At 64.1% G+C, this 21,573-nt stretch carries 18 protein-coding genes; 2 read left to right on the plus strand and 16 right to left on the minus strand.

The features are described 5' to 3' along the window. Positions 1-13 precede the first annotated feature (13 nt). From LNV08_RS15385 to mraZ, 12 genes are all read right to left on the minus strand, one after another. Positions 14-991: a D-alanine--D-alanine ligase gene (locus LNV08_RS15385; protein ID WP_263534603.1), complete on the minus strand. Its 978-nt coding sequence runs from the start codon at positions 989-991 to the stop codon at positions 14-16. Continuing rightward, positions 988-2,400 (minus strand): UDP-N-acetylmuramate--L-alanine ligase, encoded by a 1,413-nt coding sequence (gene murC, locus LNV08_RS15390; RefSeq protein ID WP_263534604.1) that lies wholly within the window; start codon positions 2,398-2,400, stop codon positions 988-990. Before murC ends, LNV08_RS15385 begins: the two co-directional genes overlap by 4 nt. Continuing rightward, on the minus strand, positions 2,397-3,476 hold the full coding sequence (gene murG / locus LNV08_RS15395; protein WP_263534605.1) for an undecaprenyldiphospho-muramoylpentapeptide beta-N-acetylglucosaminyltransferase: 1,080 nt from the start codon (positions 3,474-3,476) through the stop codon (positions 2,397-2,399). The genes murC and murG overlap by 4 nt, the downstream gene beginning before the upstream one ends. 118 nt (positions 3,477-3,594) lie before the next feature. Next, complete coding sequence (gene ftsW, locus LNV08_RS15400) at positions 3,595-4,863, minus strand: putative lipid II flippase FtsW (RefSeq protein ID WP_263534606.1); 1,269 nt, start codon at positions 4,861-4,863, stop codon at positions 3,595-3,597. Next, positions 4,860-6,728, minus strand: coding sequence for a Mur ligase family protein (locus LNV08_RS15405; RefSeq protein ID WP_263534607.1), 1,869 nt, complete (start codon positions 6,726-6,728; stop codon positions 4,860-4,862). Before LNV08_RS15405 ends, ftsW begins: the two co-directional genes overlap by 4 nt. A gap of 4 nt (positions 6,729-6,732) precedes the next feature. After that, on the minus strand, positions 6,733-7,911 hold the full coding sequence (gene mraY, locus LNV08_RS15410; RefSeq protein ID WP_263534608.1) for a phospho-N-acetylmuramoyl-pentapeptide-transferase: 1,179 nt from the start codon (positions 7,909-7,911) through the stop codon (positions 6,733-6,735). Further along, positions 7,901-9,334: a UDP-N-acetylmuramoyl-tripeptide--D-alanyl-D-alanine ligase gene (locus LNV08_RS15415; RefSeq protein ID WP_263534609.1), complete on the minus strand. Its 1,434-nt coding sequence runs from the start codon at positions 9,332-9,334 to the stop codon at positions 7,901-7,903. Before LNV08_RS15415 ends, mraY begins: the two co-directional genes overlap by 11 nt. A 5-nt stretch (positions 9,335-9,339) precedes the next feature. Continuing rightward, positions 9,340-10,830: a UDP-N-acetylmuramoyl-L-alanyl-D-glutamate--2,6-diaminopimelate ligase gene (locus LNV08_RS15420; protein WP_263534610.1), complete on the minus strand. Its 1,491-nt coding sequence runs from the start codon at positions 10,828-10,830 to the stop codon at positions 9,340-9,342. A gap of 7 nt (positions 10,831-10,837) precedes the next feature. After that, a complete protein-coding gene (locus tag LNV08_RS15425) occupies positions 10,838-12,583 on the minus strand; it encodes a peptidoglycan D,D-transpeptidase FtsI family protein (RefSeq protein WP_263534776.1) in 1,746 nt (581 codons plus the stop codon). A 95-nt stretch (positions 12,584-12,678) separates the two neighbouring features. Beyond that, complete coding sequence (gene ftsL, locus LNV08_RS15430; protein ID WP_263534611.1) at positions 12,679-12,981, minus strand: cell division protein FtsL; 303 nt, start codon at positions 12,979-12,981, stop codon at positions 12,679-12,681. A 2-nt stretch (positions 12,982-12,983) separates the two neighbouring features. After that, on the minus strand, positions 12,984-13,967 hold the full coding sequence (rsmH, locus tag LNV08_RS15435; RefSeq protein ID WP_263534612.1) for a 16S rRNA (cytosine(1402)-N(4))-methyltransferase RsmH: 984 nt from the start codon (positions 13,965-13,967) through the stop codon (positions 12,984-12,986). Further along, positions 13,967-14,395, minus strand: coding sequence for a division/cell wall cluster transcriptional repressor MraZ (gene mraZ, locus LNV08_RS15440; protein WP_263534777.1), 429 nt, complete (start codon positions 14,393-14,395; stop codon positions 13,967-13,969). Before mraZ ends, rsmH begins: the two co-directional genes overlap by 1 nt. Before the next feature lie 500 nt (positions 14,396-14,895). On the opposite strand from mraZ, the gene LNV08_RS15445 reads away from it, so the two are divergent. Beyond that, on the plus strand, positions 14,896-15,543 hold the full coding sequence (locus tag LNV08_RS15445; RefSeq protein ID WP_263534613.1) for an MOSC domain-containing protein: 648 nt from the start codon (positions 14,896-14,898) through the stop codon (positions 15,541-15,543). A 20-nt stretch (positions 15,544-15,563) separates the two neighbouring features. On the opposite strand, the gene LNV08_RS15450 is transcribed toward LNV08_RS15445, so the two are convergent. From LNV08_RS15450 to LNV08_RS15460, 3 genes are read right to left on the minus strand one after another with little or no spacing between them, the layout of a single operon-like run. After that, on the minus strand, positions 15,564-16,766 hold the full coding sequence (locus LNV08_RS15450) for a serine hydrolase domain-containing protein (RefSeq protein ID WP_263534614.1): 1,203 nt from the start codon (positions 16,764-16,766) through the stop codon (positions 15,564-15,566). A 59-nt stretch (positions 16,767-16,825) separates the two neighbouring features. Continuing rightward, a complete protein-coding gene (locus tag LNV08_RS15455; RefSeq protein ID WP_263534615.1) occupies positions 16,826-18,205 on the minus strand; it encodes a sensor histidine kinase in 1,380 nt (459 codons plus the stop codon). Beyond that, positions 18,202-18,861, minus strand: coding sequence for a response regulator (locus tag LNV08_RS15460; RefSeq protein WP_263534616.1), 660 nt, complete (start codon positions 18,859-18,861; stop codon positions 18,202-18,204). Before LNV08_RS15460 ends, LNV08_RS15455 begins: the two co-directional genes overlap by 4 nt. Before the next feature lie 199 nt (positions 18,862-19,060). On the opposite strand from LNV08_RS15460, the gene lplT reads away from it, so the two are divergent. After that, positions 19,061-20,314: a lysophospholipid transporter LplT gene (gene lplT, locus LNV08_RS15465; RefSeq protein WP_263534617.1), complete on the plus strand. Its 1,254-nt coding sequence runs from the start codon at positions 19,061-19,063 to the stop codon at positions 20,312-20,314. Here the strand turns inward: lplT and LNV08_RS15470 are convergent. Further along, positions 20,295-21,545: a glycosyltransferase family 4 protein gene (locus LNV08_RS15470; protein ID WP_263534618.1), complete on the minus strand. Its 1,251-nt coding sequence runs from the start codon at positions 21,543-21,545 to the stop codon at positions 20,295-20,297. The genes lplT and LNV08_RS15470 overlap by 20 nt on opposite strands. Positions 21,546-21,573: the final 28 nt, after the last annotated feature.

Raw genomic sequence — 21,573 nt, forward strand, 5'->3', positions numbered from 1 at the left:
GTTCAGCTGAGGCTCAGGCCTTGCCGTCCAAACGTGCTTGCGAGAGCAGCCACAGGCACAGCTGCTCATAGGAAATGCCGGCCGCCTTGGCCGACATCGGCACCAAAGAATGCGAGGTCATGCCCGGCGAGGTGTTCATCTCCAGCAAAAACGGCTTGTTGTCGCTCTTGCGCAGCATCACGTCGCCACGTCCCCAGCCGCGGCAGCCCAGCGATTGGTAGGCGGCCAGCACCAAGGCGCGAACTTCCGCTTCCTTTTCTTCGCTGAGCGTGCCGGTGGAGTAGCGGGTTGTGGAGGTGAAGTATTTGTTCTGATAGTCGTAGTTGCCGCCTTCGGCCTCGATCTGCATCACGGGCAACGCAAAAGCTTGATCGCCCTCACCCAGAATCGGACAAGTCAGCTCCGGGCCATCGATGAATTCTTCGCAGAGGATTTCATCGTCGTACTGCGCCGCGAGTTGCACCGCATCTTGCATCTGCGAGTAGCCCATCACCTTGCTGATGCCAATGGTCGAGCCTTCGTGCGGCGGCTTGACGAAGATGGGCAGGCCCAACTCATCGGGAATCGCCATGCAGCGCTTGCGGCTGATCTGGTCTTTCTTCAGCTTGACGTAGCGCGGCGTGGCCAGGCCGTCGGCCAACCACAAGCGCTTGGTCATGATCTTGTCCATGGCGATGCTGGAGGCCATCACGCCGGAGCCGGTGTAGGGAATGCCGAGTAACTCCAGCGCACCTTGCACCGTACCGTCTTCGCCGTGGCGGCCATGCAGCGCGATGAAGCAACGATCGAAGCCCTCGGCCTTGAGCTCATGCAGACCGCGCTCGGCCGGATTGAAGGCATGGGCGTCGACTCCGCCGTGCAACAAGGCCGCCAACACGCCCGGCCCCGACATCGTCAAGGAGACCTCGCGTTCGGACGAGTCGCCGCCCATCAAGACGGCCACTTTGCCCAGGGCTTTGGGGTCAATATTCAGATCAAGGTTGCTGATCATGGCTGCGCGCCTTTCGTCGTCGTCAGATAGTCCACTGTCTTGGCCGGCACCGCGCCTATCGTGCCCGCGCCCATCACGATCACCACATCGCCGCCGCGCGCATGGGCGGCGATCTGTGCGGGCAAGTTCGCCACATCATCAACAAACACCGGTGTCACTTGGCCGGCCGCCTGCAGGGCCTGTGCCAGCGCGCGCCCATCGGCCGCAGCAATCGGCGCTTCGCCTGCGGCGTAGACCTCGGTCAGCAAGACCGCATCGGCAGTGGAGATCACCTGCACAAAGTCGTCGAAGCAGTCCCGCGTGCGGGTGTAGCGGTGCGGCTGAAACGCCAAGAGCAAGCGCCGGCCGGGGAAGGCGCCGCGCGCCGCCGCCAAGACGGCCGCCATTTCCACCGGGTGATGGCCATAGTCATCGATCAGCGTGAACGTGCCGCCATCTCGTGTGGGCAGCTCCCCAAAGCGCTGAAAGCGCCGGCCGACGCCGCCAAACTGCGCCAAAGCGGCCGCGATCGGCGCGTCCGGCAGCTCCAGCTCGGTCGCCACAGCAATCGCGGCCAAGGCATTCAAGACATTGTGCGAGCCGGCTAAATTCAGCGTGATGGGCAAATCCGCCATGCCCTGACGCTGCACGGTGAAGCTCATCTGGCCGCCGGCCAGCGCCCGCACATCGACCGCACGCACATCGTTGTCGGCACCGAATCCGTAGCTGATCATCGGCCTGGACAGCAAAGGCATGATGGAACGCACGCCGGCATCATCACCGCAGAGCACGGCCGCGCCATAAAAAGGCATGCGGTGCAAAAACTCGACAAACGCGGCCTTCAGGCGCGCGAAGTCGTGGCCATAGGTTTCCATATGGTCGGCGTCGATATTGGTGACCACCGCCAACATCGGCAATAGATTCAAGAAGGACGCATCCGACTCATCGGCCTCGACGACGATGTACTCGCCCGAACCCAAGCGGGAATTGGCGCCAGCACTCATCAACTTTCCGCCGATCACAAAGGTCGGGTCGATGCCCGCCTCGGTCAGCACTGCCGTCACCAAGGACGTGGTCGTCGTCTTGCCATGTGTGCCGGCGATTGCGATGCCCTTTTTGAGGCGCATCAGCTCGGCCAACATCACCGCGCGCGGCACCACCGGGATGCGCTGGGCGCGGGCGGCGATCACTTCCGGGTTGTCAGGCTTGACCGCCGTCGAGGTGACCACGGCCTGCGCACCGGCGATATGCGCCGCCGCGTGACCGATGTGGATCTGCAGACCCAAGCTGGCGAGACGCTGAGCGGTAGCGCTGTCTGACTGGTCGGAGCCGGACACGGTATAGCCCAGGTTGTGCAGGATCTCGGCGATGCCGCTCATGCCGGCGCCGCCGACGCCGACGAAGTGGATGTGTTTGACGGCGTGTTTCATGATGGATTGACCATTCTTTCTATTTCATCGGCCACCCGCGAGGCCGCCCGCGGCCGCGCCAAAGCACGGGCCTTCTCGGCCATCTCCAGCAGCGCCTCGCGGTCCATGCTCTTCAAGAGCTGGTACACGCCCTCGGCCGACAAGTCCTCTTGCGGCAGATGCACGGCCGCGCCATGCTGGGCCATGAAGCGGGCGTTATCGCGCTGATGCGAGGTCGTGCTGACGACCAAGGGGATCAAGACGGAAGGCAGACCGGCCGCGCAGATTTCGCTCACCGTCACCGCGCCGGCCCGGCACAAAATGACATCGGCCTGGGCCAATTGCGCAGCCATGTCATCGATGAAGGGCAAGATCTCCGCTTGCACGCCTGCTTCGCGGTAAGCGGCCTGCACCGCCGCAAAATTGGCTTGACCGGTTTGATGCACGACGTGCGGGCGCTGCTCCTGCGGCCACAGCGCCAGCATCTTGGGCAGCATCTCGTTGATCGCGCGCGCGCCCAGCGAGCCGCCTACCACCAACAAGCGCAAGGGTCCGCTGCGGCCGGCATAGCGTTCGGCCGGCGGGGCCAATGCCTCGATCTCGGCCCGCACCGGGTTGCCAGTAACAACCGCTTTGGCGGTCGATGCGGCGGCCACGCCGTCGAAGCCGAAGCCGATTCGGCTTGCGAAGGGTTTCAAGCTCTGGTTGCTCAAAAGCATGGCCGCATCGGCATTGACCAGCATCAGCGGCCTGCGCATCAACCAGGCCATCAAACCGCCGGGAAAGCAAACATAACCACCCATGCCCAGGACCGCGTCCGCACTGCGATTGCCAAACACCGAGCGGCTCTGCACAAAGGCCTGAACCAGCTTGAAGACGCCCTTGACCGTGTGCAGCAAGCCCTTGCCTCGCAAGCCCGCAAAGGCCAGGCGGTCAAGCGGGATGCCGGTCGGCGGCACCAGCTTGTTTTCCAAGCCCAGCTCGGTACCCATCCAGCTGACGCTCCAGCCGCGCCGAATCATTTCTTCGGCTACCGCCAGCCCGGGGATGATGTGACCACCGGTGCCGGCCGCCATGATGACGAGGTGCTTGCTCATGTGAGCCCCTCGCCCAGCGGGTACGCTGGTCGGTCCCCCGCGGGGACGCCAGCCTGACGGCTGCCATAGCGGGCCGGCTCGGGAGCGGCCCAGCGCTCGGCCCGTGAGAACAGAGCGCTCATGCGCGGCCTCCGCGCATGAGCGCTCTGTTCTCAATATCAATCCTCAGCACGATAGCCAGGGCCACACAATTCATCAAGATCGCCGATCCGCCGAAGCTCATCAAGGGCAAGGTCAGGCCCTTGGTCGGCAAAGCGCCCAGGTTCACACCCATATTGATGAAGGCCTGGCCGCCCATCCAGATGCCAATGCCTTGCGCGTAGAGACCGGCAAACACACGGTCCAGCGCCACCGCTTGGCGGCCAATATGGAACAAGCGGCGCGACAACCAGAAGAAGCCGATGATCACGACGGCCACGCCGACAAAACCCAGCTCCTCACCGATCACCGCCAGCAAAAAGTCGGTGTGCGCCTCGGGCAAGTAATGCAACTTCTCGACGCTGGAACCCAGGCCCTGGCCAAACCATTCGCCGCGCCCGAAAGCGATCAAGGAATGCGTCAGCTGGTAGGCCTTGCCTTGCGCGTATTTCTCGTCCCAGGGGTTCAGATAGGCAAAGATGCGCTCACGGCGGAAGTCGCTGAAGGCGATCATCAAGACAAAAGCGCCCACCAAGACCGCCACGATCAAGAAGAACATGCGGCCATTGACGCCGCCCAGGAACAGAATGCCCATCGCGATCGCCGCGATCACCAAGAAGGCGCCCATGTCCGGCTCCGCCAACAAGAGCACGCCCACCACGCCGAGGGCCATCGCCATCGGCCAGACCGCTTTGAAGAAATTCTCCCGTGCGTCCATCTTGCGCATCATGTAGCTGGCCGCGTACATGGCAATAGCCATCTTGGCCAGCTCGGAAGGCTGGAAGTTCATCACCCCCAGCGGCAACCAGCGGCGCGCACCGTAAACCACCTTGCCCACACCGGGTATCAAGACCGCAACCAGCAAGACCAGCGAGACCACGAACATCCAGGGCGCCAAGCGCTCCCAGGTAGAGACCGGAATCTGCACCGTGATCAGCGCCGCGATCAAGCCGAACACCAAAGCGAAGATGTGGCGCGTCAGAAAATGCGTGGGCAAATATTTGGCGAATCGCGGATTGTCGGGCATCGCGATCGACGCTGAATAGACCATCAGCAGGCCCAAGCCCATCAGGCCCAAGGTCACCCAAATCAGAGTTAGATCCAGCCCTTGAATGCGCGTGGGCTGACCTGCCGTTGGCGACACCCATTCACGCACGGGCACATCCACGGCCGCATCCTTGGCGCCGGGCAGCCAAGACTTCAAACGGTCGGCAAAGCTCTTCAAGGACAGGCCCGCAGCAGCACTCATAGGCCCTGCCCCAGATCTTGTGCCAAGGCCTGCACGGCGGCGACAAACACCTCTGCGCGGTGCGCGTAATTGCGGAACATATCGAGGCTGGCGCAGGCCGGGCTCAAGAGCACGCTGTCACCGCTGTGCGCCTGAGACAAACACCATTGCGTCGCGGCCTCCAGGCTTGCGTGGTCTTGCATGGGCACGCCGCTGTCCGCCAAGGCGGCGCGGATCTGCTCGGCGTCACGGCCTATCAGCGCAACAGCTCTGGCGTAACGGGCAACACCAGCGGCCAGGGGGCTGAAGTCCTGCCCCTTGCCGTCGCCACCCAGAATCAACACCAGCTTGGCAGGCGCACGGTCGTCGCCCAGGCCCTTGATCGCCGCCACGGTGGCGCCCACATTGGTGCCCTTGGAGTCGTCAACGAAGTCAACCCCATTGAGCGTCCCCACATGCTCGACCCGGTGCGGCTCGCCGCGGTATTCGCGCAATCCATGCAACATCGGCGCCAAGGCGCAGCCAGCGGCCGTTGCCAGCGCCAAGGCAGCCAAGGCATTGGCGGCGTTATGCCGCCCGCGCACTCGCAAGGCGTCGGCGGGCATCAGGCGCTGCAGAGTGATTTCTTCTTCCTCGTCGCCCTGAGAAAGCGCTGGGCCGCCCCAAGCTTTCTCAGCCCCCTTCGGGGGGTGCTGCGCAGCAGCTTGGGGGCGAACAGTTCGCTTCCGGCGCAAAGTTTCATCTTGTTCGCGGGCCCGCACCAACCAGGCCATGCCACCTTCCGTGACCAAGCCAAAATCGCCCGGCCGGTCCGGCGCGTCCAGGCCAAAGCGAGCGACCTTGCGCCCGACCGATTTGGCCGCACGACCTCGGCCTTGCTTGACCATCACGGCGGCCGGCACCATGGCTTCGACGGCCGGGTCGTCGCGGTTGATCACCATCAACGCGGCCTCACCGAACACGCGCGCCTTGGCCTGTGCATAGGCCTTCATATCGCCATGCCAATCAAGATGGTCTTGGCTCAAATTCAAGACGGCGGCAGCCGTCGGCTCAAACCCGCGCACCTCGTCGAGCTGGAAACTCGACAACTCCAAAACCCAGACCTCAGGCAAAACTTCAAACACCGGGCCTTTAGGCGGCGGTGGGTCTATAGGCAGCGGCGCTTCATTCAAGAGCGCATCGACCATCTCCATGGTGGTCTGCTTGTCCTCGCCTTGCTCCACGGCTTCAGCCACAGTTTCAGCAACAAGCTCCGGCGCGGTTTCAACCTCAGCCCCAGCCTCGACTTCTACTTCAACTTCTGGATCAGAGACTTGATGCGCCGGCGGCTCCGTCACGGCAGGCTCGGTCATCGGCTCAACAACAGGCTCGGGCTCTTGGTCCAGCGCCACTGACAGCGTCGTCAGCATGCTGGGGCCAATATTGCCGGCCATCACGACACGCTTGCCGGCCCGCTCGACCAGCAAGGCCGTCATGCAGGTGGTGGTGGTTTTGCCGTTAGTGCCGGTGATGGCGAGCAAGGCCGGCGCGTACTGGCGGCTTTGCTTCAGATCGGCCAGCGCTTGCGCGAACAGGCCCAACTCGCCTTGCACCGGCACGCCGGTCTGCTTGGCCAGCGTCAAGAAGGGAGCGATGCGGGCGTCCAGCGGCGACAGGCCCGGGCTCTTGAGCACCATCTGTACGCCGTTCAACGCGCTGACAGGCAGGTCGCCATAGAAAAACTCTGCGGCCGGCAGCTCGGCGCGCAGCTTTTCCAGCTGCGGCGGATTGGCGCGCGAATCCCAGACCTGGACGCTGGCGCCATAACGCGTCATCCAGGCGGCCATGGCCAGGCCGGAGTCACCCAGACCCAAGACCAATACGCGAATGCCTTCGTAGCTGCGCATCGCCTTACCTGAGCTTCAAGCTGGCCAAACCAACCAGGCACAGCAGCATCGTGATGATCCAGAAACGCACGACGACCTGCGTTTCTTTCCATCCGGATTTTTCGAAATGGTGATGCAGCGGCGCCATCTTGAAGATGCGCCGGCCAGTTCCGTATTTCTTCTTGGTGTATTTGAACCAGCTCACCTGCAGCATCACCGACAAGACTTCGGCCACAAAGATGCCGCCCATGATGCCGAGCAGCATTTCCTGCCGCGTGATCACCGCCATCGTACCGAGCGCGCCGCCCAAGGACAGCGCACCTACGTCGCCCATGAAGACCTGGGCCGGATGGGCGTTGAACCACAAGAAAGCCAAACCAGCGCCGGCCATCGCGGCGCAGAAGATCAGCAGTTCGCCGGCACCGGGGATATAGGGCAGAAGCAGGTATTTGGAGAACACCGAGGAGCCGGTGAAATAGGCAAACAGTCCCAGCACCGAGCCCACCATCACCACCGGCATGATGGCCAGGCCGTCCAGCCCGTCGGTGATGTTGACCGCATTGCTGCAGCCGACGATGACGAAGTAGGACAGTCCGATAAAGCCGAATACGCCCAGCGGATAGCTGACCGTCTTGAAGAAGGGCACGATCAAGTCGGCCTTGGGCGGCAGCTCGGTCGAGAAGCCGCTGCTGACCCAGCGGAAGAACAACTCGATAACGCCGAAGATCGAAGTTTCCGACACGCTGAAGGCCAGATACAGCGCTGCGATCAAGCCAATCAAGGACTGCCAGAAAAACTTCTCGCGGCTGGCCATGCCCTCAGGGTCTTTGTCGACCACCTTACGCCAGTCATCGACCCAGCCTATTGCGCCAAAACCCATGGTCACCAGCATCACCACCCAGACAAAGCGGTTGCTCCAGTCAAACCACAGGAGCGTGGACACACCGATACCGATCAGGATTAAGACACCGCCCATGGTGGGCGTGCCGCTCTTGACCAGATGCTGCTGAATGCCGTATTCGCGGATGGGCTGACCGATCTTCATTTCGGTCAACTTGCGTATCACCCAGGGGCCAAATGCGAGACCAATCAACAAGGCCGTCATGGCAGCCATCACCGCACGGAAAGTGATGTACTGAAAGACGCGCAAGAACCCGAGTTCGGGATAGATGCTCTGCAACCATTGAGCCAGACTAAGCAGCATTGACTGTTCCTCCGCCGTGGGCTTGCAAAGCGCTAACGACCCGTTCCATCTGCATGAACCTCGAACCCTTGACCAAGACGCTATTGACCACCGGCAACTCGGTAGCGTTGTTCAGTGCCGCGACCAAATCGGCGCTGGTATTGAAACGACGGGCCGCCGGGCCAAATGCCGCCGCGGCGTCGGCCGCCGCACTGCCGGCTGTCCAAAAATGAGCAATCCCACGAGCAGCGGCATAAGCGCCAACCTCGCGGTGAAACGCTTCGCCTTGATCACCTACTTCGCCCATATCGCCGAGCAGCAGCCATGAGTTGCGCCCCAAGTCGGCCAGCACATCAATGGCGGCGCGCACGCTGTCCGGGTTGGCGTTGTAGCTGTCGTCGATCAGGGTGACGCACCGGCCACCCTGCATAAAGCTCTTGAGCTGCGAGCGACCCTTGACCGGCTGAAAGCTCTCGAGCCCGCGCACGATCGCGGTGAGTGGTGCACCTGCCGCCAGCGCACAGGCCGCTGCGGCCAAGGCGTTGCGCACATTGTGCAAACCCGCCACGGCCAGCGCTACCGGCGCATCACCGGCGGGCGTATGCAACTCCAGTGCCCAGTGGCCCACCGATGCGGCGTCTGCGCCGTCTACCCAGTTCGCCTTGCCCGTCACATCGGCTTCGCCCTGCAGGGCAAAACTCAGGTGCGGACGCGTGCCGGCCATGGCGTGCCAGATCGGCGCGCAAGCATCTTCGGCCGGGAACACGGCCACGCCGGTGGCACCCAGCGCCTCGATGACGGCGCCGTTCTCGCGCGCAGCGGCCTCCACCGTCTGCATGAATTCCTGGTGCTCGCGCTGCGCGTTATTGACCAAGGCCACCGAGGGTGCCGCCATCTGGGCCAGGGGGGCGATTTCACCCGGATGGTTCATGCCCAGCTCGACCACTGCCGCGCGCATCCATTGCGACTTGTCCTGGCGCAAGCGCAGCAGGGTCAGGGGCACGCCGATATCGTTATTGAAATTGCCCACCGTCGCGAGCGAATCCTCGCCCAACCAGGCCTGCAAGATGCTGGCGATCATCTGGGTCACCGTGGTCTTGCCGTTGCTGCCGGTGACTGCGATCAGCGGCAGCTCGCACCGAGCGCGCCAGGCGGCCGCCAAATGACCCAGGGCCGCCTTGGCATCGGGCACCAAGATGCCGCTCATGCTCGCTTCCAGCAGACCACGCTCGGCCAGTGCAGCCACCGCACCGGCGGCCTGCGCCTGGGGCAAAAAATCATGCGCATCAAAGCGCTCGCCACGCAGCGCTACAAACAAGTCGCCTTGCGCCAGGCTGCGGCTGTCGCTGTGAACGCGGCCGATCAGGGTGGCGGCGTCGCCGATCAGCTGCGCTTGCGGCACGGCGCTCAACAAGAGGCTATGGGCTTGGCCCAACGTCATCATGGGGCTCACAGACCTGCCCTCGCGATCAAGGCCAGACGTGCTTCATCAACATCGGAGAAAGGCCAGCGCTGGCCCTTGATTTCTTGATAGTCTTCATGACCCTTGCCTGCCACCAGCAGCACATCGCGTGGGCCGGCCTGCAGCACAGCAGCCTGGATGGCCGACCGGCGATCAACCATGGTCAAGGGCGCGCCGCCCACTCCGGCGGCAATATCGGCCAGGATTTGCGCGGGGTCTTCATCACGCGGGTTATCGCTGGTGATGATCACCTTGTCCGCCTTGGCAGCGGCAATCGCGCCCATGGCCGGACGCTTGGCACGGTCACGGTTGCCGCCACATCCGAACACACAGATCAGCTTGCCGCCGCGCGCCTCGGCCAGCGGCTGCAGCGCCGTCAAGGCCTTGTCCAAGGCATCCGGCGTATGGGCATAGTCGACCACCAACTGCGGCAACTCCAAGCCATTGCCGACCCGCTGCATGCGGCCGGGCACCGGTGTAACTAGGCCCGCCACAGCGGCGATCTCCGCCAGACCATGGCCGAGTGCCCGCAAGCAACCGATCACACCCAGCAGATTGGCGACGTTGTACTCGCCGATCAAGCCGGTCTCGATCAAGATCGCCTCATCGGCTTCGCGCAGCGTGAAGGCCAGGCCGCCGGCACGGTAATGCAGCTCGGTCGCCCGCAGTCGAGCGGGGCTGCTCAATGAACAGGTCCAGATGTCCAGCTTGGCGCCGAGTTCATGCGCCAGCTCGGCGCCCTTGGGGTCGTCGATATTCAGGACAGCAGCGCGCAGGCCCGGCGCATCGAACAAGGCTCGTTTGGCGACCCAGTAGGCCTCCATCGTGCCGTGATAGTCGAGGTGATCCTGGGTGAAATTGGTGAACAAGGCGACCCGGATCTCGCTGCCGCTGAGGCGAAACTCCTTCAAGCCTATTGAGGACGCCTCGATCGCGCAGGCCGCATAGCCCTGGTCTTGCATGCGGCGGAAGTTCGCTTGCAGCAGCACCGGGTCGGGTGTTGTCAGGCCGGTGTATTCGATCGCAGCGGCCTGCCGACCAGGAATAGGCGGCTCGCCCACCCCCAAGGTGCCGACCACGCCGCAGCGCTGGCCCAACAAGGACAGCGCCTGCGCGCACCACCAAGCGGTCGAGGTCTTGCCATTGGTGCCGGTGGTGGCGATCACGTTCAAGGCCTTGGAAGGCTGGCCGTAATAGGCGGCGGCGATCAAGCCGGTCTTGGATTTCAAGTCCGGCAGCGACGCGACACGGGCGTCCACGAACCCATAACTTTCAACCCCGGCGTCTTCGACCAGGCAGGTCGAAGCACCCGCGGCCAGGGCTTGCGCCACGAACTCGCGACCGTCGCGCGCATAGCCGGGCCAGGCGATGAAGGCATCCCCCGGCTGCACCGCGCGGCTGTCGGTGCGCAGAACGCCGGTGGTCCATTCTTGCAACCAACGGGCGCAGGCTTCGGGAGATTTGAGGCGGGTCAGCATGATGGTTTCAGAAACTCTCTTCTACGGCCTGCGCTTTTTGGCTGGCGATGATCTGTGGCTTGACCTCGAGATCGGTAGGCACATTGAGCAGGCGCAGGCTTTGCGCGACCACTTGGCTGAACACCGGCCCGGCCACCGCGCCGCCGAAGTAGGCGCCGTTGCTAGGCTCGTCGACCATCACCGCGACGATGATGCGAGGGTTGCCGATCGGCGCCATGCCGACGAACCAGGAACGGTATTTCTTGCTCGCATAGCCCTTGCCTTCTTGCTTGTGGGCTGTGCCCGACTTGCCGCCGACGCTATAGCCGCTGACCATTGCTTGCGGCGCGGTGCCGCCGGGGCCGGCCGCCAGCTGCAACATGCCGCGCATGGTTTCGGCCGTCTTGGGTGAAAACACCCGAATGCCGGTGACCACTTCGTCGGGCGACTTGCGCATCATGGTGATCGGGATCACCTCGCCGTTATGGGCGAAGACGGTGTAGGCACGCGCCAGCTGCAGCAGCGAGGCAGACAGGCCGTAGCCGTAGGCCATCGTGGCCTGCTCGATTGGCCGCCAGCTTTTGTAGGGCCGCAGCTTGCCGGTGATGGCACCGGGGAAGTCGATCTGCGGCCGCTGGCCCAAGCCGATGGCAGTGAACAGCTCATGCATTTCACGCGGCGGCATGGACAGGGCCAGCTTGGCAACACCGACGTTGCTGGACTTTTGAATGATCTGCGTGACGGTCAGCGTGTCGCGCGGCGTATGGTCGGTGGGTGACCAGCCGGCGATGCTGACGCTGCCGCGCCCGGTGTTGATGACGCTGTCGGGCGTGACCCGGCCGGTTTCCAAAGCCAGGCCAACAATCATTGGCTTCATGGTCGAGCCGGGCTCGAAGATATCGGTCAGAGCCCGGTTGCGCAGCTGTGCGCCGCTAAGGTTCTTGCGCTCATCAGGCTTGTAGCTGGGGAAGTTGGCCAGGGCCAGGATTTCGCCGGTTTGCGCGTCCAGCACGACCACGCTGCCGGCCTTGGCCTTGTGCTCAGCGACAGCATCGCGGATGCGCTGGTAGGCAAAAAACTGCACCTTGGAGTCGATCGACAGGTCGATATCGCGGCCATTGGCAGCCGGCACGCGCTCGCCGATGTCTTCCACCACGCGGCCCAGCCGGTCGCGCACGACCGAGCGGCTGCCATCACGCCCCTGCAAATCTTTTTGGCGCGCCAGCTCCATGCCTTCTTGGCCCTTGTCCTCGATATTGGTGAAGCCCACCACATGGGCGGCAGCTTCACCTTCCGGGTACTTGCGCTTGTACTCGCGGTCTTGGAACACGCCTTTGAGCCCCAAGGCCTTGATCTGCGCGGCGATCTGGTCATCGGCCTGGCGTTGCAGCCAGACAAAGCGGGTGGCAGGGTCCAGCTTACGCTCTAATTCGGCGTTAGAGATACCGAGGATCTTGGCCAGCGCCTTACGCTTTTCGGGGTCGGCGTCGACCTCTTTGGGGATGGCCCAAACCGAGGGCACGGCCACGCTGGCGGCCAGCACTTGGCCGCTGCGGTCATTGATGCGGCCGCGACTGGCCGGCAGTTCGAGCTGGTGCACATAGCGCGCCTCGCCCTGCTTTTGATAGAACTGAGTGCCAATCACCTGCACATAGAGTGCGCGCGCCAGCAGGCCCGCAAAAGCCAAGCCGACCAGAGCCACCAGAAAGCGCGAACGCCAGACCGGCGTCTTGGAAGCCAGCAGCGGGCTGCTGGAATAGCTGACGCTGCGCATGCCCTGGGAACCACCAACCGCCTTGACCGCCTTGACCGCCTTGGCCGAACGCTTGACCGGCTCGGCACCGCTGGAGCGCGCACGCTTGAACCATTTCATCGCGCGGCTCCGGACTTGGCGGCGGCTGCGGTGGCGTGGTCGTCGGCCATTTGAATCACATTCGGGCTGATGGCGCGCATCTTCAGGCGCTCACGAGCGACCTGCTCCACGCGCAGATTGGTCGCCTGCGCATGGCGCTCGGCCTGCAGACGTTGACTGTCGGCCTCCAGGCGCCGCCCTTCGGCTTGCGCGCGGTCCAGCTCGGTGAACAAGCGGCGCGCCTCATAGGCGCTGCGCACCAAGACCATGCCCGACACCAGCACGACCATCAGCAAGATGAAGTTCAGCCGCCCCAGCATGACTACTCGCCCCGCCGGCGCTTGTGATGCTCAAGCGGCAGCGGCACATCGGTGCGCTGAGCGATACGCAAGACCGCCGAGCGCGAGCGCGGGTTGGCCTGCACCTCGGCCTCACTGGGCTTGATGCGGGCAATCGCCAGCAGCGCCAGGGGCTTAGGCTCGGCAAACAAGGCACGGCGATCGACCACCTGCTTGCTGTGGCCGCCGATGAAGTTCTTGACGATGCGGTCTTCGAGCGAGTGAAAGCTGATGATGGCCATGCGCCCGCCGGGCTTGAGCAGCGCCAACGCCGCGTTCAGCCCTTGCTCGAGCTCCTCAAGCTCGCCATTGACGTGAATCCGAAGAGCTTGAAAGGTGCGCGTGGCGGGGTTTTGACCCGGCTCGCGTGTCTTGACCGCACGAGCCACGACTTCGGACAGCTCGTCGGTTGTGCGCACGGGCTGGCCGTCTGTGCGGCGAGCAATAAGCGCCTTTGCAATCTGGCCAGCAAACCGTTCTTCTCCATAGTTGCGTATCACTTCCGCAATCTGACGCTCATCGGCGCGGGCCAGGAAATCCGCAGCGCTTTCGCCACGGGTGGTGTCCATGCGCATATCCAGCGGTCCGCTGAAACGGAAGCTGAAACCACGCTCGGGGTTGTCAATCTGCGGGCTAGACACACCCAAATCCAGCAACACACCCTGCACTTGCTCGATACCCAAGCCACGCAGTTGGGCGCGCATATCGGCAAAAGGCGAGTGAAGAATGGCAAAACGAGGGTCGGTGATGCGGTCCGGGCCTTCGGTGGCGGCGGCGATCGCCTCCAAGTCACGATCGATCGCAATCAAACGCCCCTGCGGGCTCAATTGCTTTAGCAGCAGACGGGAATGCCCGCCACGGCCAAATGTGCCGTCGACGTAGATGCCGTCGGGCGAGGTCAAGACGTTCTCGACCGTTTCGTTCAAGAGCACAGTGGTGTGCGAGAACTGGGCAGTTGGGGTTTCCATCAGAAGCTGAAGTCCTTCAAAGCGTCCGGCATATCGGACTGCATGACCTGGGCTTCATGTGCGGCATAGGCGGCCGCATCCCAGAGCTCGAAATGACTGCCCATACCCATCAAGATCACATCTTTTTGCAAACCGGCGGAGGCACGCAGCTCGGGCGAAATCAGCACGCGCGCAGCGCCGTCGATCTCGACATCCATCGCATTACCCAGAAACACCCGCTTCCAGCCAGCCGCAGACATCGGCAAGGCCGCCACCCGCTCGCGAAAGCCTTCCCACACCGAACGCGGGAACACGATCAAGCAGCCGTCGGGGTGCTTGGTGATAGTCAGCTGACCAGCACACAGCGCCTGCAAGACTTCACGGTGGCGTGTAGGGACGGCCAAACGCCCCTTGGCATCCATTGCCAAGGCTGAAGCCCCTTGAAACACAAAATTCGCCACGGCGACCCACCAATTTGCACTTATCCCCACTTTACTCGATGAACGATCGAATATCAAGGCAAGTCAAATATTTTTCAATTAAATCAAGTACTTAGCGACAATTCATGAAGCAAGCATTAGGTAAAAATCGTTCAAAAATAAGGACTTGCATAGGGGTCTGCAAGTTGAGGATGAGGTGATGCGGGCGCCAGCCCCCATTTGCGATAGAGCCGCGCCGACTCGGTAGCTGCGCCCCAGCCAACATGCGCAGACAATGGCTGAGCTTCGAAGGCCATAGCGAGCGCCATCCAGGCGGCGCGGCCCGCCCAAAGCAAGACCAAACCAAGCCCAGCAAGGTCAGATCGGCCTCCCCAATGACTTCAGACTCGATCAGCGTGATGCCCGCCTACTAGGCAGCAGCCAGCTCGGCGCCGGCAGCGCCTTGGCGTTTGATCGCGTCGGTGCAGCGGCTGTACCTTCATGAGCGCCCATTGGCTGAGCCAAGGTCAGTGGACGAAGCACGGGCCAGCGCCGGTGCCGGGCTCCAAGGCGACAAGTACGCCAACCCGCTGTCGCCGCGTCAACTCTTGATCGCCAGCAGCTTGACCTACCGTGATCTGCGGCTGCAAGCCGCCCTGCTGCGCGAGAACCTGCTCATCGACTTCCCGACGCAGGAACTTTCGTCGGGCAGCCTTTTACAGATCGGGCGGACTCTTGTGCTTTGGATCACGTTCCAATGCGAGCCCTGCAAACTGCTTGAGCGGCGCCAGCCCGGGCTTGTCAAAGCCTTGGGCGGGCGGCGCGGCGTTCTGGCTCGGGTGCTGCGCAGCGGGACCGTCCGCGTCGGCGATCCGGTCAGCCTACGCGCCTCGGCCATCCCGGCCATGAGTGACGCCTGGCAAGACCGGGTCGTGCAAGTGCTGCAGCATGTTCCCCAGGGCCAAGTGATTGACTACAGCCTGCTGGCGGACTTGGCCGGCGTGGCCAAGTCCTATTGCCGCGCTTTCCCCCGCGCGCTGGCCCGGCACTGCCCGGAACTGGCGCAGCGCGCACAGAGCGGTAAGGTAGTGAGCCCAGAGCAACGCTGGGGCGGCGTCGAACTGTTCGACAAGCGCGCTTACCTGGCAGACCTGCCGGACCTATGGCCAGACGCATGAGGGCTGCGCCAGGCTTGGCTTCACCGCGACAACAGCTGAATCAGCCCTCGATTGAGTGAATCCAGCACCCAGCTGCTGCCATCGGCGCGCACGCCAAGCGTGTTGCTGAGCGCAAAGTAGGCGCTGCGGCCGTCCTGCTCCAGCACCACCAGGCCCATAAAGCCCTTGTCGGCGCCGCTGTGAATCAAGGCCTTGCGGCCATTGATCTGCGAGCCTTCCCAGCCCAGCGCATAGTCGCCCTGCTTCAACTCACGCAAGCGCTGCACATAGGCGGGCGGCAGCTGATGGGCGCGGCCCTGCAGCGCGCGTTGATGTTCGGCCAGCCAGCGCGCGTAGCCGGCCGGGCTCATCCAGACATCGCCGGCCGGCTTGATGGCATCGACCCAGGGCTGCAACTCGGGCGGATACTCGCTCACCGGCTGCAACTGCGCGGCCGACGCGCCCTCATAGCCGGTGGCCGCCTGCGCCGGCTTCAGCCAGGTCGGCTGCAGGCCACGCGCCTGGGCCCATTGCCGCATCAAGGTCTCAAAATCTTGGCCGGTGGCGGCCTCCAACATGGCGCCGGCGACAATATAGCCGGCGTTGGAATAGAGGAAATCCTGCCCCGGCTTGGCCACCGGCGCCAAGCTCATCGCCCATTGCGCCAGCCAGAGGCGCCGGCCCGACTCGGTCGCGGGCGGCGCTTCGGCCCGGGTCTGCAGGTAGTCGGCCAGCTTGTCCAGATCGGCCGACTCGTTCAGGGCGGGCAGGCCGCTGCGGTGGTCCAGCAACTGGGCCAGGGTGACGCTGGCATAAGCGCCTTGTTGCATGGCCGCCAGCTCGGGCAGCAGCTCGGCCGGCCGGCTGTCCCAGCGCAGCCGGCCCTGCTCGACCCAATGGGCCAATAGCGCCGCCGTCATAGCCTTGGACAGCGAGGCGAGTTGGAACATCTCGCTACCCTGCAGAGCCGCGCCGCCAACGGCCGCCTTGCCGGCCACGCCCAGATAGAGCTTGTCGGTGCTGGCCTGCTGGCTGGCATAGACCGCGCCCACCAAGCCTTCCGCCACCGAGGCCTCGGCGCGCTCGCGCAGGGCCTGGTTCTCGGTCAGCAAAAGGGGATTGCGCAGCTCGTCGCCCTCGGCGCCGCCGCAGGCGCTCAGACCAGCAGCCAGGCATAGTGCGGCCGTCAGGCCCAAGAAAATTGAAACGAAGGGGGCGGTGCGGCGTTCGTTCGGAGAGCTCATGGCGGGCCAGGGAAGTTATGGAGAAGCCGCCATTGTGAAAATTAGGTTCTAAAGAAGCCCTAAAGAACGCCTCCCTGTGCCGAATCCAACTCGATGTAGAAGCCGATACCGCGCCCGAGCAGGCCATCACCCAAGCGCAAACGGGCGCCGAGCCGGGTCAGCGCATGGCTGACGATGGTCAGGCCCAGGCCGCTGCCCGGCTCGCCGGACGCGGGGCCGCGCCAGAAGCGATCAAAGATCTGCTCGCGGTGCTCGGGCGCAATGCCTGGCCCGTCGTCCAGCACGGCCAGCCTGAAATGTCCGGGCGGCTCGCCAGCCGCTGCTGCAATCTGCAGCTCAACCTGCTGCGCGCCGTAGCGCAAGGCGTTGTCGACCAGGTTCTGCAAGATCGACTGCAGCGGCTGCGGCTCGCCCTGCCAGAACAGGCTTGCCGGCGCCTGCAAGGACAGGCTGACGCCACGGCGGCGCGCATCCGGGTGGGCGTGACGCAGCACCTCGCCGGCTAGCTCACACAGGTCAACACGCTGATGCACGCCGGGCCGGTCGGGGTCCAGCGCCGACAAATCAAGCAATTGCTGACCCAGATGGGCGGTGCGTTGCAAGCCTTGCTGCAAGGCCTGGGCGGCCTCGGCTCGGCTGGCGTCATCCGGGCTGCGCAGCAGCACATGGGCTTGCGCGCCCAGCGCCGCCAGCGGCGTGCGCAACTCATGAGCGGCATCCTGTAAAAAGGCCCGCTCCTTGGCCAGATGCTCGCTCAGCCGCTCCAGCAGTACATCAAAAGCACGCGCCAGCGGTTGCAGTTCGGCATAACGCAAGTCCAGCCGCAGCGGGCGCAAATCCTTGCGGAAATCCAGCCCCTCGACTCGCCGCGAGAAGCTGCGCAGCGGCTGCAAACCGCTGCGTACCGATAGCCACAGCGTCAGCAGCAAGACCGGCAAGGCGATCAGCAAGGACACCGCCACCTGACCCAGCAACCACTGCAGCAGCTCGGTATCGGAGGGCAGCGGGTCCAACACGGCCAAGCTCCAGCGCCGGCCCTGCGCGATATAGAGCGCATGTGGCCGGCCAGCCAGATCGAGCCGGCTCAGCGGTGTGGTGCCCACGGGCAAGGCCAGGCCCTGCAAAGCGCTGCCGCTCTGATAGACCAAGCTGCCGTCCGGGCGCGCGAGCCGCAGCCCGACCTCGCCGCTGAGCTGGCCGCTTTGCTGACGCAGCAGATTGAGCTCGCCGGCAAAGCCGCGCAGTGCGGCCGTCGCGGCGGCCGCGTCATCCAGTTCATCCAGCCCTTTGAGCAGCAAGGAACCCAGCTGGGCCGCATTCGAGCTCTCGGCCAACTGGCTGCGCGCGGTCCAGTAGTTGGCGGCAATGACCAGCACCGCGATCAGCGCAAAAGCCAGCAGCAGCGCCGCGATCAGGCGCGACCCCAAACTGCGCTTCATAGCGACTCCAGCCAGTAGCCGACTCCCGCCAAGGTGCCGATGCGCTCGGCGCCGATCTTGCGGCGCAGATTGCTCATATGCACTTGCAGCGCGGCGATGTCCAGCGCCTCGCCCAGCGGCTCCAACCGTTGCGCCAAGGTATTGCGGGCCACCACATCGCCGCCGCCCTGGGCCAGGGCCAGCAGCAGCTGAAACTCACGCGGCGTCAGCTTCAGCGGCTGGCCGTCCAGTTGGGCGACGCCCTTGCGGGGCAGCAAACAAAGCGCGCCGAAATGCCAGGTCTCGCCGGCCTGGGCCGCGCTGCGCCGCAGCACCGCCCGCAGGCGGGCCAGCAACTCGGCAATCTCGAAGGGCTTGACCAGATAGTCGTCGGCGCCGGCGTCCAGGCCGCCGAGCCGGTCGTCCAGCCCGCCTCGCGCGGTGATCACGATCACCGGCGTGGTGCTTTGGGCCAGCCGCCAGCGCTGCAGCAGCTGCAGCCCGCTGCCGTCGGGCAGGCCGAGGTCGAGCAAGACGGCGCTGCAGGCCGGGTCATCCAGCCGCAGCGGCGCATCGGCGGCACGGCGCAGCCATTCGACGCTGAGGCCGTCCAGCTGCAGGGCATGAACCAGGGCCCGGCCCAGATCCAGATCGTCCTCGATCAGCAGGATATGCATAGGCCCTTGCCGTGCTGGGTGTTGTGTCGGACATCTTGCGGGGCATCAAGAGAGCGCGTGTTCGGTGTCATGCGGTGCCCGCTGTGCGATGAGAATGAGAGTTGAGCCTGTATTTTGCGCCAGGGCCAAGCCTGGCTGTCACCAGCGTTTCATGCACAGCTGTCACGCTTTCGCCTTCAAATCGACGCGCAGACAGCTCATGCCCTCTGGATTTTTTCTGCTGCTTGCGGCGCAATTCGCCTCGGCGCTGGCCGACAACGCCTTGCTGATCGTCATCATTGCCCGGCTGGTGGAGCTGGATCTTCCCGGCTGGTGGGCGCCGATGCTGAAGTTCGGCTTCACGGTCTCCTATGTGGTGCTGGCCCCCTTCGTCGGCCCGCTGGCGGATGCCATACCGAAGGCGCGTTTGATGGCCTGGATGAATGCGGTCAAGCTGCTGGGCATCTTGGGCCTAGCCCTGGGCCTGCACCCGTTTGCCGCCTTTGCCATCGTCGGCTTCGGCGCCAGTGCTTATGCGCCGGCGAAGTATGGGCTGGTGACAGAGCTCGTCGGCCCTCAAGGCCTGGTGCGGGCGAATGGCTGGCTGGAGGTCAGCGTGGTCTGCGCGGCGCTATTTGGCACGGTGCTGGGCGGCTTGCTGGTCAGCCCCTGGCTGCTGGATCAGTCCGGCGTCCAAGCGGCGCAGCAAGGGCTGCAAACCCTCGGCTGGCTGACACCCAGCCGGCTGAGCCTGTCTATCGTCTTGCTGATGCTGGTTTACGGCCTGGCAGCGGCGCTCAATTTGGGCGTGCCCGACAGCGGCGCTCGCTACCCGACAAGTGGCCTGCACCCAAGGCGCCTGTGCCAAGATTTTTGGCAGGCCAATCGCAAGCTCTGGGCAGACGCCGAGGGCGGGCTGTCCCTGGCGGTGACCACACTGTTTTGGGGCGTCGGGGCGACGCTGCAGTTTGCCGTCTTGCGCTGGGCCGCCGACGTGCTGCATCTGCCACTTTCGCAAGCGGCCTATTTGCAAGCGGCCGTGGCGGTGGGCGTGATCGCCGGTGCCGGCGCGGCCGGGCGCTGGGTGCCGCTGCATGCGGCCAAACGGATGCTGGTGTTCGGCGTGCTGCTGGGACTCTTGATCCCGGCCATCGCCAGCGCCGACTCGCTCTTCGCGGCGCTTCCCCTGCTGGTCTTGGTGGGCGCCGTCGGCGGGCTGATGGTGGTGCCGCTGAATGCCTTGCTGCAGCACCGCGGCTATAAGCTACTCAGCGCCGGCCGCTCGATCGCCGTACAAGGCTTCAACGAGAACGCCAGTGTGCTGGTGATGCTGGCCATCTATGCCGCCCTGCTGGCGCTGGACGTTTCGATCGTGACCCTGATGTGGGGCTTTGGTCTTTGCATCGCCAGCTTGATGGGCTTGCTGATCTGGCGGGCTCGCCGCCAGGCCGAGATCAAACCATGCGCTGTTTAGGCGCCACGATGGGCGAGCGATAGGGCTCCTCGCCGCGGTGAATCACCGAGTCGAGCACGCCCTCGAAGCGCGCCACGATGCTGCTCCAATCCAGCGCTTGAGCCGTCACCGCTGCTGCCTCGCCCATGCGCCGGCGGCCCGCTGCATCGCCGGCCAAGTCGACGGCGGCCTGCACAAAGCCGGCCGCATCGTCAATCTCCACCACACGGCCATTGACGCCGTCGCTGATCAGCTGCGCGGCCGCCGCGTAATTGAAGGCCAGCACGGCCAAGCCGCTGGCCATCGCTTCGGTAGTGACGTTGCCGAAGGTCTCGGTCAAGCTGGGGAACAAGAACAAATCGCCGCTGGCGTAATGGGCGGCCAAGTCTTCGCCCTTGCGCTGCCCTACAAATATGGCGTTAGGCAGCTGCTGCTGCAACTCCGCCTGCTGCGGGCCACTGCCCACCACGACCAATTTGGCCTTGGAATTGCTCTTGGCTATGGCCTCAAAGGCTGCCGTCAGCGCAGGCAGATTCTTCTCGGGCGCGATCCGGCCCACATAAACCACCACCAAATCATCCATCGCCACACCCCATTGCTCGCGCAAGGCCTGGCTGCGCCGCAAGGGCGAGAACTGCTGCACATCGACACCGCGCGACACCACGCTGAGTTTCTTAAAACCGCCTGCCTCCAGATCGCGGCGCAGCGCCTCGGTCGGCACCATGGTCGCCTGCGTGCGGTTATGGAATTTACGCAAATAGGCCATGATGGGCTTGTAGAGCCAGCCAATGCCGTAATGCCGGCTGTAGGCGTGGAAATTGGTGCGGAAGTCCGAGCACACGGGCAGCTTCAGATGTGTGGCCGCCTGCAGGGCCGACCAGCCCAAAGCGCCTTCGGTAGCGATGTGCACCACGTCCGGTCTATGCAGCGACCACAGCTGGACCAAGGCACGTTTGGACGGCAGGCCCATGCGTAAATTGGGGTAGCGCGGAATCGGCAGGCCGCGCATCAAGACCTCGTGAAAACGCACGCCGGTCTCGGCCGCATCGCTGGCGTCCTGGCGCGGCCGAATCAGCTGCACATCATGGTTGCGTGCATGCAAGCCTTCGACGATGCGGGCAATCGTCATCGCCACCCCATTGACCTCGGGAGGATAGGTCTCGGTCACAAAGGCAATGCGCAGAGAGCGCTGCGCCGCAGGATAGTTATCCACCAAGATGCCGTTGGAGCTTGCGGTCGTAACGTTTTTCATGTGCGCATCGTGCACGGCGCGCATAACA

Source organism: Paucibacter sp. TC2R-5 (genome assembly GCF_025717605.1).
Classification (GTDB): domain Bacteria; phylum Pseudomonadota; class Gammaproteobacteria; order Burkholderiales; family Burkholderiaceae_C; genus Paucibacter_A; species Paucibacter_A albus.